The organism is Bacillus sp. LL01, from assembly GCF_001037965.1.
The window spans coordinates 123,525-137,573 of record NZ_LFEL01000007.1; the positions used below are offsets into that span (position 1 = coordinate 123,525).

13 protein-coding genes are annotated in these 14,049 nt (G+C 39.8%); 4 read left to right on the plus strand and 9 right to left on the minus strand.

Going from position 1 to position 14,049, the window contains the following annotated elements; translation table 11 throughout:
• Nucleotides 1-56 precede the first annotated feature (56 nt).
• From AB685_RS18785 to AB685_RS18795, 3 genes are all read right to left on the minus strand, one after another.
• Complete coding sequence (locus AB685_RS18785; protein ID WP_047972144.1) at nucleotides 57-260, minus strand: alpha/beta-type small acid-soluble spore protein; 204 nt, start codon at nucleotides 258-260, stop codon at nucleotides 57-59.
• 91 nt (nucleotides 261-351) lie between these two features.
• Nucleotides 352-1,560, minus strand: a complete 1,209-nt coding sequence (gene thiI, locus AB685_RS18790) for a tRNA uracil 4-sulfurtransferase ThiI (RefSeq protein ID WP_047972145.1) — start codon at nucleotides 1,558-1,560, stop codon at nucleotides 352-354.
• A gap of 5 nt (nucleotides 1,561-1,565) precedes the next feature.
• A complete protein-coding gene (locus tag AB685_RS18795) occupies nucleotides 1,566-2,702 on the minus strand; it encodes a cysteine desulfurase family protein (RefSeq protein WP_047972146.1) in 1,137 nt (378 codons plus the stop codon).
• 402 nt (nucleotides 2,703-3,104) lie between these two features.
• Between AB685_RS18795 and brnQ the strand changes: the two genes are divergently transcribed.
• Nucleotides 3,105-4,445, plus strand: a complete 1,341-nt coding sequence (gene brnQ / locus AB685_RS18800) for a branched-chain amino acid transport system II carrier protein (RefSeq protein WP_047972147.1) — start codon at nucleotides 3,105-3,107, stop codon at nucleotides 4,443-4,445.
• Between the two features lie 144 nt (nucleotides 4,446-4,589).
• Here brnQ and AB685_RS18805 read toward each other — a convergent pair whose 3' ends face one another.
• Together AB685_RS18805 and ezrA are read right to left on the minus strand one after the other, a co-directional pair.
• Entirely contained in the window at nucleotides 4,590-4,880 is a 291-nt protein-coding gene (locus AB685_RS18805) for a hypothetical protein (protein ID WP_047972148.1), read from the minus strand.
• 4 nt (nucleotides 4,881-4,884) lie between these two features.
• On the minus strand, nucleotides 4,885-6,576 hold the full coding sequence (ezrA, locus tag AB685_RS18810) for a septation ring formation regulator EzrA (protein WP_047972149.1): 1,692 nt from the start codon (nucleotides 6,574-6,576) through the stop codon (nucleotides 4,885-4,887).
• A gap of 244 nt (nucleotides 6,577-6,820) precedes the next feature.
• Here ezrA and hisJ point away from each other — a divergent pair, with 244 nt between their 5' ends.
• Nucleotides 6,821-7,633, plus strand: coding sequence for a histidinol-phosphatase HisJ (gene hisJ, locus AB685_RS18815; RefSeq protein ID WP_047972150.1), 813 nt, complete (start codon nucleotides 6,821-6,823; stop codon nucleotides 7,631-7,633).
• Nucleotides 7,634-7,653: 20 nt separating this feature from the next.
• Here hisJ and refZ read toward each other — a convergent pair whose 3' ends face one another.
• On the minus strand, nucleotides 7,654-8,280 hold the full coding sequence (refZ, locus tag AB685_RS18820; protein ID WP_047972151.1) for a forespore capture DNA-binding protein RefZ: 627 nt from the start codon (nucleotides 8,278-8,280) through the stop codon (nucleotides 7,654-7,656).
• Between the two features lie 153 nt (nucleotides 8,281-8,433).
• Here refZ and AB685_RS18825 point away from each other — a divergent pair, with 153 nt between their 5' ends.
• Complete coding sequence (locus tag AB685_RS18825) at nucleotides 8,434-8,922, plus strand: GAF domain-containing protein (protein WP_047972152.1); 489 nt, start codon at nucleotides 8,434-8,436, stop codon at nucleotides 8,920-8,922.
• 226 nt (nucleotides 8,923-9,148) lie between these two features.
• On the opposite strand, the gene megL is transcribed toward AB685_RS18825, so the two are convergent.
• From megL to AB685_RS18840, 3 genes are all read right to left on the minus strand, one after another.
• Nucleotides 9,149-10,336 carry a methionine gamma-lyase gene (gene megL, locus AB685_RS18830; protein ID WP_047972153.1) on the minus strand — a complete coding sequence of 396 codons (1,188 nt, stop codon included), beginning with the start codon at nucleotides 10,334-10,336 and terminating at the stop codon, nucleotides 9,149-9,151.
• Between the two features lie 147 nt (nucleotides 10,337-10,483).
• The gene (locus tag AB685_RS18835) at nucleotides 10,484-12,286 is read right to left on the minus strand and encodes a diguanylate cyclase (protein WP_053073886.1); all 1,803 of its coding nucleotides are present in this window, start codon (nucleotides 12,284-12,286) and stop codon (nucleotides 10,484-10,486) included.
• A gap of 70 nt (nucleotides 12,287-12,356) precedes the next feature.
• The gene (locus tag AB685_RS18840) at nucleotides 12,357-13,106 is read right to left on the minus strand and encodes a hypothetical protein (protein WP_047972154.1); all 750 of its coding nucleotides are present in this window, start codon (nucleotides 13,104-13,106) and stop codon (nucleotides 12,357-12,359) included.
• A 226-nt stretch (nucleotides 13,107-13,332) separates the two neighbouring features.
• Here AB685_RS18840 and rpsD point away from each other — a divergent pair, with 226 nt between their 5' ends.
• Nucleotides 13,333-13,935: a 30S ribosomal protein S4 gene (rpsD, locus tag AB685_RS18845; protein ID WP_047972155.1), complete on the plus strand. Its 603-nt coding sequence runs from the start codon at nucleotides 13,333-13,335 to the stop codon at nucleotides 13,933-13,935.
• Nucleotides 13,936-14,049 lie beyond the last annotated feature (114 nt).

The following is a 14,049-nucleotide window of genomic DNA, read 5'->3' on the forward strand; positions in this document are numbered from 1 at the left end:
AGATTCGAGAATATAAGAAAGGTGGGGTTTCCCCCACCTCGTAGCCATTTTATATATTATTTTTGGTAACCGCCACCGAAGCTTTGTTCAGCCATTTGAACTAAGCGTTTAGTGATTTCTCCACCAACGGATCCGTTAGCGCGAGCAGTTGCATCAGGACCAAGTTGAACTCCGAATTCAGAAGCGATTTCGTATTTCATTTGGTCAAGAGCTTGTTGTACACCAGGTACAACTAGTTGATTTGAACTGTTGTTTGCCATGTGTTTTCACCTCCTTGTGAGTATAGAATGTGTTAAAACACATGGCATCATTCATGTTTTAAATATGGTAATTCTTCACAGTAACCAACCGTTAAAATAAATCGTTAATAATACTGTCATCCTCTTTCTTTTTACCGGTTATTAACTGTTTCTCTGTACGTTCAACTGCATCGTTCACCATTTTCTCGACATCAAAAAAGCTTTCATAAAAATTGATTTTTTCCTTTTTAGGCTTTGTTTTAGGGGATGATGGCGTAAAGATCGTACAGCAGTCCTCATACGGCCTGTTTGATATTTCAAGGGTATCGATCTTTCTTGCAATATCCATGATTTCAATTTTGTCCATGGTAATCAGAGGACGAATGATGGGAGTTGCAGTGACTTCATTGATTGTAGACATGCTTTGCAACGTTTGGCTTGCCACCTGCCCCAGGCTCTCACCTGTAATGATAGCCAGTCCCTGCTCTTTTTCACGTATCTTATCTGCAATTTTCAACATGAACCTTCTTGTTGATGTCATCGTGTAGTTTTCAGGTACCTGTTTTTGTATGGCAACTTGAATGTCAGTGAATGGGACAATATGCAGATTGATGGAGTGGCCAAAGTCTGTAAGTCTTTCTGTCAGCTCAACCACTTTCTGTTTAGCACGTTCACTAGTATAGGGCGGGCTGAAGAAATGGACAACCTCCAGTCTGATTCCGCGTTTCATTGCCAAATAACCGGCTACAGGGCTGTCTATTCCTCCAGAAAGCATGAGCACCCCAGTGCCACTTGTTCCTACTGGTAGTCCACCTGCCCCCATAATATCTTTACACGTAATATAGGTCGCTTCCTCTCTTACTTCCACTCTTACATTAATATCAGGTTGTTTCACATTGACCGTTAAGTCTTCTGTGTTACGCAAAAGGTGAGAACCGATTGCATGGTTGAGTCCATTCGTATCAAGTTCAAAATTCTTATAGGCACGTTTTGCAGTAATCTTGAAGGTTTTCCCTTTGTAGGAAAGTGCTTTAAGCGCGAAAAGCGCCCCTTCTTTGATGTCTTCGATTTCCGTTTTTGTTTTGACAGCCAAACTGAAAGAGTGAATGCCGAAGATGCTTTGAAGACGTTCAATTATCGGTTCGTGTGGCTCACCATTTAATTTTATGAACATCCTGTCCCTGCTTTTTTCAATGCTTATCTGAGGGAATTCTTTTATCTTTTCCAAAATATTATAGCTGAGTCGTTGGACAAATTGTTTTCTGTTCCTTCCTTTGGTGGATAGTTCACCAAAGCGGATTAATATATGATCATAATTCATGTTCTCTACCTCGTTACTTCTTTTATAGTAATAATTGCAGTTTCCAGTTCGTTCAGAAATGTTTGTATTTCGTGCATGGTCGTATGATAGGTCATGCTAACCCTTATCGCACTTTCCGCTTTCGACCTTGATGCCCCCATTGCCATCAATGTTTTACTCGGTGCTTTCCTTTTGGATGAACAGGCGGAGGTGGTTGAAACGAATACTTTTTTCGTTCCAAGTGCATGTACTAGCACTTCTGACTTTACCCCCGGCACAGAAAAGTTCATGATATGTGGCGCTGAATTTAAATCTGGCGTGTTAAGAAACAGCCCTTCTATTTTCTTCAACTCATGGATGCAGAAATTTTTCAACTCACACATATCAGCAATACCCTTTTCACTTTTTTCCAGTGTCATCCTCAGTGCTTTGGTCATTGCCACAATTCCAGCAACATTTTCTGTTCCTGAACGCAGCGTCCATTCCTGATTTCCTCCACTTAAAATCGGATGGAGTTTCATCCCGTTTTTAACGATAAGTATCCCGTTTCCTTTCAACCCATGGAACTTATGTGCTGAAAGGGAGCAAAGGTCAATCGCTTTCAAATTCAAGGGAACTTTACCAACACCCTGGATGTGATCGACGTGGAAGCTTATTTGTGGGTAGTTTGCGATTATTTCACCTATTTCTTCCACAGGTTGAATGATTCCAGTTTCATTATTGACATGGATAATGGAAACTAGAACAGTTTCTTTCCTTATGGCATCCACCACTTGCTGGGTTGTAATTCTCCCTTCCTTATTGACAGGAAGAACTGTCACTTCAAACCCTTCCACTTCCAGATCTTTTATAGCATTGGTTACAGAGGGATGTTCTATTGCCGTGGTAATTATGTGTTTACCTATATGTTTTTTACTCATTGCGCAACCCTTTATGGCAAGGTTGTTGCTTTCTGTTCCTCCTGATGTGAAGATAACTTCCTTATGGTGTACATTTAATAGGGAAGCAATCGTTTCACGAGATCGATGCAAGAGCATTTCAGCTTCCCCTCCCAAGGAATGAATCGAAGAGGGATTGCCGTAATAATCCGAAGAAACAGTCAGAAATGAATCTAGCGCTTCTTTATATGGTTTTGTTGTTGCACTATTGTCTAGGTAGATCATGGTCATCCTCCGTTTTTCCATGAGGAATTATATTCGTAGCTAATTTAGGATAGATAAATTTTTATTCTAAGCGAATATTAATGTTAGCATACTTTATATCCTTGGAAAAGATAAGCATCATCCTTTTACGCTGTAGACTGTAGTCAAATCTATTATAAGCTATAAGTTTGCACTTAACTGTTGATCTTCGTTCTACGCGCTTCGCTTTCCGCGGTCGTCTCAAGAAAGAAATTATAGGAAATCAGTTCTTCCCTCTTTTTTTACTTGTATAGACATGTTAAACTAGTAAATGTTTTTCTAATATATTGAATTGTTGAACTTTTAAGTTATTCGACAAATTTCACCAAAATTATGATAGGATGAAAACGTATTCATCTCAATTTCTCATCAGGAGGACTTTTAATGCAAAAAAAGTTATATACAAATAAGGATATATTGGTATTAGGATTAATGCTTTTTGCCTTATTTTTAGGTGCAGGAAATATGATTTTCCCTCCATTACTTGGTCAAGCTGCCGGAGATAACGTCGGAATTTCCGTCATCGGATTCTTGATCACTGGAGTTGGCCTGCCACTTCTAGGGGTAATGGCAATAGCCTATACAGGAGGCGATCTCCAAACGCTTGCCAATCGTGTAAACCCAATTTTCGGAATTATTTTTACTATCATTATGTATTTGGCAATCGGACCGTTCTTCGGGATACCTAGGACCGGTACTGTTGCTTTTGAAATCGGAGCTACACCTTTCCTACCGGAAAGCGTTAACCCAAACGGATGGGCACTCTTCCTTTTTACAGTCGTATTCTTTGCCATCACCTATTATCTGGCATTAAATCCCACAAAACTTGTGGACAGGATTGGAAAAGTACTTACACCAATCTTATTGGCAGTCATCGGTATTCTAGTTATTAAAAGTATCGTCACTCCAATGGGCACAATCGGCGCTCCAACAGAAAGCTATCAAAGCTCACCATTCTTTAAAGGGTTCCTTGAAGGCTATCTGACAATGGACACCATTGCAGCTTTAGTTTTCGGAATTGTTGTAATTTCTGCAATAAAAGATAAAGGGGTTACGGACAGTAAGACGATTACATCCCTTTGTTTAAAAGCAGGGTTTATTGCTGCAATCGGTCTTACTATTGTCTATGCGGGGCTGTCTTACCTTGGTGCGACAAGTCTTGATGCAGTAGGTGCAGCAGGAAACGGTGGACAGATCCTTTCAGGTTCCGCCAATTATCTTTTCGGATCCATCGGGGCGGTCATTCTTGGACTTGCCATTACTTTTGCATGCTTGACAACCTCTGTCGGATTGGTTTCTGCAACAAGTAAGTTCTTTTCTAAGATTATGCCTTCCGTTTCGTATAAGGTATTTGTTGCAATTTTAAGTGTCTTTAGTCTAACCGTATCAAATGTCGGGTTGGAGCAGTTGATTGCGTTCTCATTACCTGTATTAATCATGATTTACCCATTAGCAATTGTGTTGATTCTTTTATCCTTTTATCGTTGGAGAAATGAATCCTACGTTTATGGATTCGCTCTTCTTTTCACCGGGATTGTAAGTTTAGTGGACGGATTGGCTATCGCAGAAATTAATATTACATTCCTGCAAGATATCTTCCTAAACATCCTCCCTTTTTATAGTGAAGGTGTAGGTTGGCTGGTCCCTGCAATTGTCGGAGCGCTGATCGGAATGATTGTTGGCGCACTGACAGCAAAACAATCAAAAAAAGAAAGCATTGCTTGATACAACTTCTGAATAAAAGGAAACATTGGAGAGTGACATCTCCTTTGTTTCCTTTTTTCATGTAGCTCCTTTATAGCTTTAGTGCATAAAATAAAAAACTGCCCGGAAAGTGTTGTTTACTTTCCGGGCAGTTTTTTCACTTATTTATCTTTCTTGCTCTTTTATAAGCGTTAGCAGGCGATCAATACTAATGCCATCTTTTCCGATGTTCCAATCCTTTGCCATCTGTTCTGTAAGTCCTTCATGGACATTCTGTTTTACAGGGAGCTGTTCCACTTCTAATTCTTCCCTAGAAATAGACTGTTCATCAATTACTGGCAGATCAGTCATTGCACGGGCGGTCTCTTTTTCTTGAAAGGATGTGTAAACAGTGAACCATGTAACTATTCCGCTGATGAGGAGGAGCGATACAAGTGCATACTGTACAAATTTCACCTGCTCAACTCTCCTTTTCAAGGATTTTTTCAATTTTCTTCAGAACGCCAGATTCAACCTTTTCCAATGAGGTTGCAGCTTCTTCCAAGGCATTTTTATATTCATAATTTCTGAAAAGTTGCTCCGCTTCCACCAGGCTTTCATGAATAGCTGGATGCTTGCTGCGATATCTATTTCCATATTGGATTACACTCTCTGCCAGATAGGCATGGTCAAGGATCTCCAAAGCTTCTTCGTGGCACTTCTCCACGCTAGTCACGGCTTGATGAAGAATCGCATTGACATCCACAATGTTCAATGGCTTCTCTTCTAGCTTTTCCATTACGGCTTTCAGTTGATCATTTGCCAAGGACAAATCTTGATAGACGGTTTTTGGTAACCCTGGAATATTACTTTTTTCAATAGAGCGTTTAACTTCAAACAACATTTTCCTTAATGAGTTGAGCTGCTCTCTTGCAGCCATTTCGTCTTTTCGTAATGCCATCAGGATATCCATGTACTGCTGATGAATTTCCTGGAGGGAATTTATCTGCTCACAGATATCCTCCAACTCCTCTTTCAGCACAGTAAAAGCAATGGTCTGGTCTTCCAGATGTCCACTTAATTTTTCATATCGATCATTAAGCGCTAGCATCGATTCTTCTATTTTGCGTTGAGTTTGAATGTCCTCTTCCTGAAGCTGATAGCTTTCCTGTACCACATATGTTTCTTGCCTTGTCTTTTCACTTGCAGAAGATAAGGCGGAAAGAATTGCTTCAACAGCCGGAAGCTCTTTTACGACAAAATGCTTGGCAAGGACTTCTTTCTCAATTTGATCGTATAATTCATCCATTTCGGCTTTAATAACTTCAATACCTTCTTTTGCTTCCAATACCTTTGTTTCCATGAGGAGCTTGGATGACTGCTTCATTTTATCCTGCAAGTCCAAAATACTTTTTTCCAGGTTGACGTGGTCAAGGATATATCCTTCTTCCAGCATTTCCTTGTAGCCAGTTTCCACTTCTGCAAGCTGACTAGGAATAACGGACTGACAGTCTATCAAAAGCCCTGGTATGTGCTCTATTTTCACTTCAAATCCTGACAGTTCCGTTTCAATTTTAGTAATCATCTCTCTTGCAACCAAATAGTTACCATTGGAAATTGCCTCATTGAACTCTACGAAAAGCTCCTGGATCTGCTCCAGCTCCTTTTCCAATAAAGGAGTTGTACTTCCGTATTGATGACGTTGATTTAAAAGCTGCTTTTTTAAACCGGAATACTTCCCTTCCAGCTTTTCATTTTGCTCTACGCTCTTTGCCTGGCTACCTATCAGGTCATCCAATTCATCATAAATAGATTTGATTTTCATTTCGATATCCCGTAACTTATCCTCTGCTATCGACAATACTTCTTTGGCTTTTTTGAAACGGTACTTATCTACATAATCTTCTGCATCAAAGAGATATTCCTCGATGTTAACAAGCTCAGTAGACAAAATATTATCCCATTGATAACGCCAGTTTTCGAATAGCTGCTCAGTCTGACCGGTCATATTCAAATCTTTCACCTTGGAAAGCTCTTCCGATACGGGCTTGTTCATAATCGAAACCTTCCACGTTTCCAGTCGATCTACTTCCTCGTAAATCTTCTTTCTTCTTAAAAAGCTGACGCTGATAAATAAAACTACTAGTGCTAAAATCCCAATGATTATTTCCATGCCTAGTCCCCTTCTACCCGGATGGTGTTTTCCTGTCTTCTATGTTTATATTCATAAATTCGAATAAAAAAATGGTTATTCTTCCGTTAAAGAAATTATGTATAAAATTGGGTAATTGGGTCGATATGTACATCTGGCCCATTTTATTTATATTTGAATGTATTTATGATACCATGTAAACGACATTTTTTGACCAATATTTTTAATTTTTTTACATATTTCTTCTAGTATCGGAGGGTTTTTCTTGATAATCGACAAACATGTCCATACACCCTATTGTCCGCATGGTAGCACAGACAAGATAGAAAAGTATATTAAACATGCCTTAGACCTACAATACAAAGAAATTTCTTTTTCAGAACACGCACCACTTCCTAAAAGCTTCCACGATCCGGCACCGGATAAAGATAGTGCTATGGACTGGTCCAAGCTTCCCTTCTATTTGGAGGAATTGCAGAAAATAAAATCCTACTATGCATCCGCTATTAAAATCAATATCGGACTGGAAGTAGATTATATTGAGGGGTATGAAAAAGAAACCCGTGAGTTTTTAAATGAGGTTGGCCCTTCTCTGGACGACAGCATCTTGTCTGTACACTTTCTGAAGAGAGAGGAGAAGTATTACTGCATGGACTTCAGTGAGGATGAGTTTGAACGTATGATTGGAATCTTTGGAGGGCTTTCCTCCATCTATGATAGTTACTATTCCACCCTTTTAAAATCTATTGAAAGTAATCTGGGCCCATACAAACCCCGCCGGATCGGGCATATCACTCTGGTGGAGAAGTTCAAGAAGAGATTTCCACACACCACGCCAATCCTTGAATATACTACTCCAATTCTTGATGCCATCGCCTTAAAAGGATACGAGCTGGATTACAATGGAGCGGGCTTTGTTAAGCCGTTCTGCCAAGATTCTTACCCGCCAGCGTCCGTTGCAAAAGAAGCATACAAAAGAAAAATCCCATTAGTCTATGGGTCAGATGCCCATACGGCAAAGGGATTGGCGCAAGGATATGAATATATGGAAAAAGCTTTATTCTTTAAGGAGAGTTAATTGAAGTGGTGAAAGAATAGCTAAAGGGCAATCATCTTAAGCTGTTGCTTAACGAATACTGATTGCTCCAGCCATTGCACAATCACCTTCTCATATTGATCAACCGCTGAAGTCTCATAAGGCATGATATGCCAAACTTCCGCAAGATACTGAGATTGCAGAAAAGGGGTACTGATCATGCTCTTCAATTGCATAACAGCAAGCAATACAGAAGGTACAATAAACTCCTTCGATTTATGTCCTTTTTCCAAAATGGCTTTATAATAATATTTTTCCTTTGTGAGGTAAGTAGACATAATCTCTCTGACAAGCATCGTGTCCAACGTGACTTCCCGATAGACATACCTTGCGAGTTGACGATTCTCCCGATGAAACTTCATCGTTTTTTCCACACTTTCCAATAGGCACTCTCTCGCTGAAATGGAAGGCATTTTTTTATAGACGTTTTCCAAAATGCTTACGTATTGGTCAAAGAAGCTGGATAATAGATGTTCTTGTAGGCCAGACTTATTTTTAAAATAATAGGAGATGTGCCCTATATTCACCTTAGCTTTTTTTGCCAATTCTCTAATGGAGGTCCCATCATAGCCTTTTGTATTAAAAAGAATGATTGCAGCGTCAATGATTCTTTGCTTCGTCGTTTCCATACTCATTCACCCTTTCTGGTGATTTTAAATCTTAATTATTGATTTCGAGAAGACGAACGTATATCCTTTTATTAAATGTCGACAACTTCAAATGGTATTCTGCTTAAAAAGTTGTTTTTCCACAATTTGTTCTGAAAATGCGAGGGGATTATGATGTTCCAAGTCGAAAACTACAAAGGAACGCGAGAAGAAAACTACGAGCTTGTTCTAAAACAGCTGCAAGCTTTAATTTCAGATGAACCTAATTTCATTGCCAACCTTTCCAACGCGTCCGCTTTATTAAATGTTTTTTTAAACAATATAAACTGGGTTGGTTTCTACCTGACTGATGAATTCAAACAAGACATGCTGGTGTTAGGTCCATTCCAAGGTCTGCCTGCTTGTGTAAGAATTCCGTTCGGTCGTGGAGTATGCGGAACTGCCGCTTCCACCCAGGAAACACAGCTTATAGCTGATGTGCATGCTTTCCCTGGACATATCGCTTGCGATGCCGCTTCCCAATCCGAAATTGTCGTACCAATGGTGGTAGACGGTAAAGTGATCGGCGTCTTGGATATTGACAGTCCAAACAAGGATCGATTTGATGAGCTTGATAAAGTATATCTCGAGAAATTCGTTTCCATCCTGCTTGCTGAAGCATAAGAATGCTTCTATGAAGAATGCAGGTTTAAGTTGATTGAAGTGGAAGGCGCGCAGACTCCTGCGGGAGGAAGGGACAAGGGAGACCCCGCAACGAAGTGAGGAGGCTCCCGGACCGCCCGCGGAAAGCGAAGCGCCTGGAACGGAAATCAACAGTTTCATTTAATTTTTAAAATAAACAAAGCGCCAACTCCCTAAGTTTTAGGGTTTGGCGCTTTTTCTTTGTTACTTATAGACTATCCAATGCCTGCTTCAAATCCTGCCAAATATCTTCCTTGCCTTCAAGCCCGATAGAAAGACGCAATAGTCCCTCTGTTATTCCCATCTGCTCACGGTTTTCCTTCGGCACAACAGCATGTGTCATAGTGGCAGGATGCTGGATCAATGTTTCAGCATCTCCCAAGCTTACAGCAATTTTGATCAGTTTCAACTGATTCAATAATGTTTGCGCCTCTTCTTTTCCGCCTTTGACAGTAAAGGAGATTAGACCTCCACCCTTCTTCATCTGCTTTTGCATAATGTAATAAGCTTCACTTTTCTTATCACCAGGGTAATATACCTTTTCGACCATCGGATGTGCTTCCAATTGCTCGAAGATGTATTCTGCATTGTCACAATGGCGATCCAGACGGACATGCAATGTCTTCAATCCACGGATCAGAAGCCACGCGTCAAACGGAGACATAACTCCTCCGATATCCTTCAATGTGGTCATGGAGATCTCCGATATCATTTCTTTTGAACCGGCAATCAATCCAGCAATAACATCCCCGTGTCCGCCAATATATTTAGTTGCACTATGAATCACAATGTCACAGCCGATATTTAGCGGCTTCTGCAAATAAGGAGAGCAGAAAGTATTATCTACCACGACTTTGATATTTTTCTCCTTCGCAATAGATACGACAAGTTCAAGATCAATCAGCGCCATCGTAGGGTTGATTGGCGTTTCCACATAAATGCAGGTCGTATTCGGCAGAATTGCTTCTCTGATTTCCGCCTCGGTTTGCATAGTACAAAAACTATGTGACACATCATATTTATTTTTCAATAACTGCAATAAACCAAACGTACAGCCATAAATCCCCTGTGAACAGAGAATATGGTCATTGCTTCTAGTTAAAGCTATCAATACGGCGGACACTGCTGCCATCCCGGAACCGAATGCAAGACCCGCTTCCCCGTTTTCAAGGGCTGCAATACGCTCCTCCAGCATTTTGACCGTCGGATTTCCCAACCTGGAATATATATAACCCTCTTCTTCTCCAGCAAACCTGTTTTCCCCTTGTTGTGCCGTTTGAAAGGAAAAGGTAGAAGTTTGAAAAATTGGCGGCGCCAAACTTCCCTGATAAATGGAACTATCATATCCATGGTGAATAACTTCCGTCTCAAACTGCTGTTTATTCTGCTCATCCATAAAAAATTCTCCCTTCCAATTTCCCATCCATTACTAGCATATGGCAAAAAAGAGAAAATTGAAAGCGTTTTCTTTTAAAAATCCTCCTTACATAAAACCCCCACCTTACTTACTTTAAGGAGGGGGCGGGTCTGACTTTTCAGATAATTAACTCTTAATTTTCTTACACATCTTTGCGGATTCTATGCACAGTTGGTTCTTGCCTCGATCTTTTGCTTTATACAAGGCAAAGTCCGCTCTGTGAAAAAGATCTCTTGGACTATCCTGTGTATCCTTGCTCCAGAATGATATCCCACAGGATACAGTGACCCCTGGACTTGTCTCTTCCCTTATCTTTTCTATTATTCTAGCAACTATGCCTTCTCCTAAAGTAAGGTCGACTTTCGGTAAATAGAGGGCAAGTTCTTCTCCACCCCATCTTGCACCAATATCCGACTCTCTTATATTAGCTTTAATAATATTGGCCACTTGTATCAAAATTTTATCCCCAACCTGATGTCCGTAAGTGTCATTAACAATTTTGAAGTCGTCAATATCCAACAGAATGAACGTCCCATATGAATCATGCTTCATCGACTTTTCTATTTTAACGTCCAAATATTTTCGGGAGTAGAGCTTTGTCAGATAATCAGTAATTACATATCGCTCCAATTCTTCCCGTAGCATCGAATTATTGAAGGCCAATGTTGAATGGTGAATCAGTGATTGTAGCAGCTTAAACTGTTCAAAGCTAAAATAGTAGGGTAATGGATGCGTGACGACACAAGCACCTTTGACCCCATTTGGCGCGAGCATCGGAATGATCATACAAGAACAGAAAGGAAGATCGGATAAGCGCTTATGTACTCGGAGGTCACCTATAAAAAGTGGTTCTCCATCTGAATATAGATACTCCTCCATATGAATCAGGTATTTTTTGATGTCCGTTTGTTGGAAGAATTCCGTGGAACCGGGCAACACTTCCGCCCCTTTTTCTTTAAATAAGATAAATGCGGCTTCCTTCGCCTCAAAAGAGTGTAGGATTTTCTTGACCATGAAAGTGGTCACTTCAGACAGCCTAAGATTGGTATTCAATTGATGGGAGGTTTCATTTATCAATTGTAAATCCGAAATGACTTGTTTGGATTGTTCATAGAGATGAGTATTTTCCAGTGCAGAACCAGTCGCATCGGCTATAAGCTTGATGAAATCTATCTCTGTTTTAGGTAGTGTAGCGGCATCAAGGGATATAATTTGGAGAACCCCGTACACACCCTGCTCACCTTTTATGGGAACATAGATATATGCCCGTCTATCTTTAATAGAATTTTCATATTGGACCTCACCTGTCACATAAGCATTCATGGCGCATAGGTTTGTATCATCAAAGTCCAATTTTTTGATAGGTAAATGCTGTAGATCATCATTATCAGAAGTAAGCAGCAGAAGGTAAGAAAAGTCCTCATACATTTTTTGCAATAACTTGATAACTTCTGATAAAATGCTGTCCACTTTCATCTCAGAATGAAAACTGGATGTGATTTTATACAATTCTTCATATTGCTTCTCTATGTACCTTTTATGTATGTATTGATTGTAATGTTGAAAAATGATTGAAATTTCTTTTGAAATATGATTGAAGCTATCTATTGGAAGAGGTAACGGAGAAAGGAAATGCAAATCTATCTTACCAATCGTATCTTCCTCAGTGAAAAGAGGAACGACCACATTTTCCATGTTGCTACCTTTATTCGCAGGTATGGTATAGGAAACAGCCTGCTCGTAAATAGTGGATCTGCTTTGTACTCCAGGGTTTCCTTCCAAGGTGACGATTGCCTTTTCGGCACGAAGCTCCTCTTTCAATAGAAGTTGCAGTTGAGCCAGAAAAGTAGATTGTGTAAGATCCGAAGACGAAAGGAAAAAATCAAATATTCTGCTTTTAATTTCGAGCATCTTGTTATTGGATTCCATTATTTTCACCTTTTACATTACTTATTACCTATATTATAACGGTAACAGGTAACATTTTCCTAGCATTATTTTATGGCACTAACAAAATTGTTTCTTTTTCAAAAAGAACCAACCAAAGATCGTCATTCTCAGAAAGTCGAACAATCGAAACTGGTTTCCCTTCCAATTTCTTTTCGAGAACAGGGCCTTGTTCATTATCTACCTGCAAGATGTATTTGCCTGCTTCCATTTCTTCTATATTAGTAGTAAAATTCTTCTCGGCTTTTTTTCTGAATTCCTCTGATCTTTTTTCTACCTGCAACTCTGGACTGTAATAGGTCCAATTGTTTTCTTCCCTCAACCAAATTCCATCCGTATTTTTATCCTGTTGCATATCGGTGGGAGTATTCTTCAGGTTGACGGCATGCAGAGTTTCAAAACGATAGTTGTTCTCTGTATCCACCTGATAAGTAACAAGAATCGGTTCCCCCTCGTGTTCTTTAACCATCGTAAGCTTTGGGACGTCATGTTCTTGATTTTGCTCCTGTAAGACCACAGCCATTTGTTTTACCGCTTTTTCTTGGGCTGGAGATGTCGCGGATTCTTCCTGGGGAGTGTACTGGTTTACAAATAAATAGAGTGTTACTGTTGCAATTGCTGCAATAATGGAGAATCGAATGACCTTTTCCTTGCTTGTTTCCTTATACATCTTCATTCCACCTTGATTTAATTCTGTGAAAATTATATCATAATCATCTGTTGCTTTATCCCTTTTAATATGTTCCACTTCAAAATAGTTCTGTGATTTTTCTGCACAGTCCCTAAAACTTTTCTTATCCATCCTTGACTTATTATCTATTTTTCCGATATAATAGCCTTTGTGTAAAATATTGCAGCCTATGTGGTATGCTATTTTGATTCATTCTGTTCCCCGTAAGCTTTTACGGAGGTGTATCGTGTAACTCTTTGCTGCAGAGCGAGGATACATGAAAACAAAATGGTCATCGTAGATTAGTCACATCTGTTATTATTTTACAACAAATAATAACACGAAGGAGGAGTCATTCATGGCTCGTTATACAGGTCCAAGTTGGAAACTCTCTCGCCGTCTAGGCGTTTCATTAAGTGGTACAGGTAAAGAATTAGAAAAGCGTCCTTACGCACCAGGACAACACGGTCCTAACCAACGTAGAAAGCTTTCTGAGTACGGCTTACAATTACAAGAAAAACAAAAATTACGTCACATGTACGGCGTAAATGAGCGTCAATTCCGTAGCATTTTCGATGCTGCTGGTAAATTACAAGGTAAGCACGGTGAAAACTTCATGATTCTTTTAGAATCTCGTTTAGACAACCTAGTTTACCGTTTAGGTCTTGCTCGCACTCGTCGTGGAGCTCGTCAATTAGTTAACCACGGTCACATCACGGTTGATGGATCTCGCGTAGACATCCCATCTTACCGCGTGAAGCCTGGTCAAGTAATCGGCGTTCGCGAAAAGTCTCGCAACCTAAGCTCTGTTAAAGAATCTGTAGAAGTAAACAACTTCGTACCAGAATTCATAACTTTCAATGCTGACGCTTTAGAAGGTACGTTCACTCGTCTACCTGAGCGCTCTGAATTAGCTGCTGAAATCAATGAAGCACTAATCGTTGAGTTCTACTCTCGTTAAGCGAAATGCTATTTAAATAGCATGGATAAAATCCCTAGAAACCTTCAATGGTTTCTAGGGATTTTTAATTTTCTCGCTTTTGGATTTATGTTGCATTTACTTTCCTACATGATA

Bases quoted from the DNA above. Each gene is read 5' to 3' on its own strand.
- AB685_RS18785 (WP_047972144.1), bottom strand. From the start codon at position 260: ATGGCAAACAACAGTTCAAATCAACTAGTTGTACCTGGTGTACAACAA.
- thiI (WP_047972145.1), bottom strand. From the start codon at position 1,560: ATGAATTATGATCATATATTAATCCGCTTTGGTGAACTATCCACCAAA.
- AB685_RS18795 (WP_047972146.1), bottom strand. From the start codon at position 2,702: ATGATCTACCTAGACAATAGTGCAACAACAAAACCATATAAAGAAGCG.
- brnQ (WP_047972147.1), top strand. From the start codon at position 3,105: ATGCAAAAAAAGTTATATACAAATAAGGATATATTGGTATTAGGATTA.
- ezrA (WP_047972149.1), bottom strand. From the start codon at position 6,576: ATGGAAATAATCATTGGGATTTTAGCACTAGTAGTTTTATTTATCAGC.
- refZ (WP_047972151.1), bottom strand. From the start codon at position 8,280: ATGGAAACGACGAAGCAAAGAATCATTGACGCTGCAATCATTCTTTTT.
- AB685_RS18825 (WP_047972152.1), top strand. From the start codon at position 8,434: ATGTTCCAAGTCGAAAACTACAAAGGAACGCGAGAAGAAAACTACGAG.
- megL (WP_047972153.1), bottom strand. From the start codon at position 10,336: ATGGATGAGCAGAATAAACAGCAGTTTGAGACGGAAGTTATTCACCAT.
- AB685_RS18835 (WP_053073886.1), bottom strand. From the start codon at position 12,286: ATGGAATCCAATAACAAGATGCTCGAAATTAAAAGCAGAATATTTGAT.
- AB685_RS18840 (WP_047972154.1), bottom strand. From the start codon at position 13,106: ATGGATAAGAAAAGTTTTAGGGACTGTGCAGAAAAATCACAGAACTAT.
- rpsD (WP_047972155.1), top strand. From the start codon at position 13,333: ATGGCTCGTTATACAGGTCCAAGTTGGAAACTCTCTCGCCGTCTAGGC.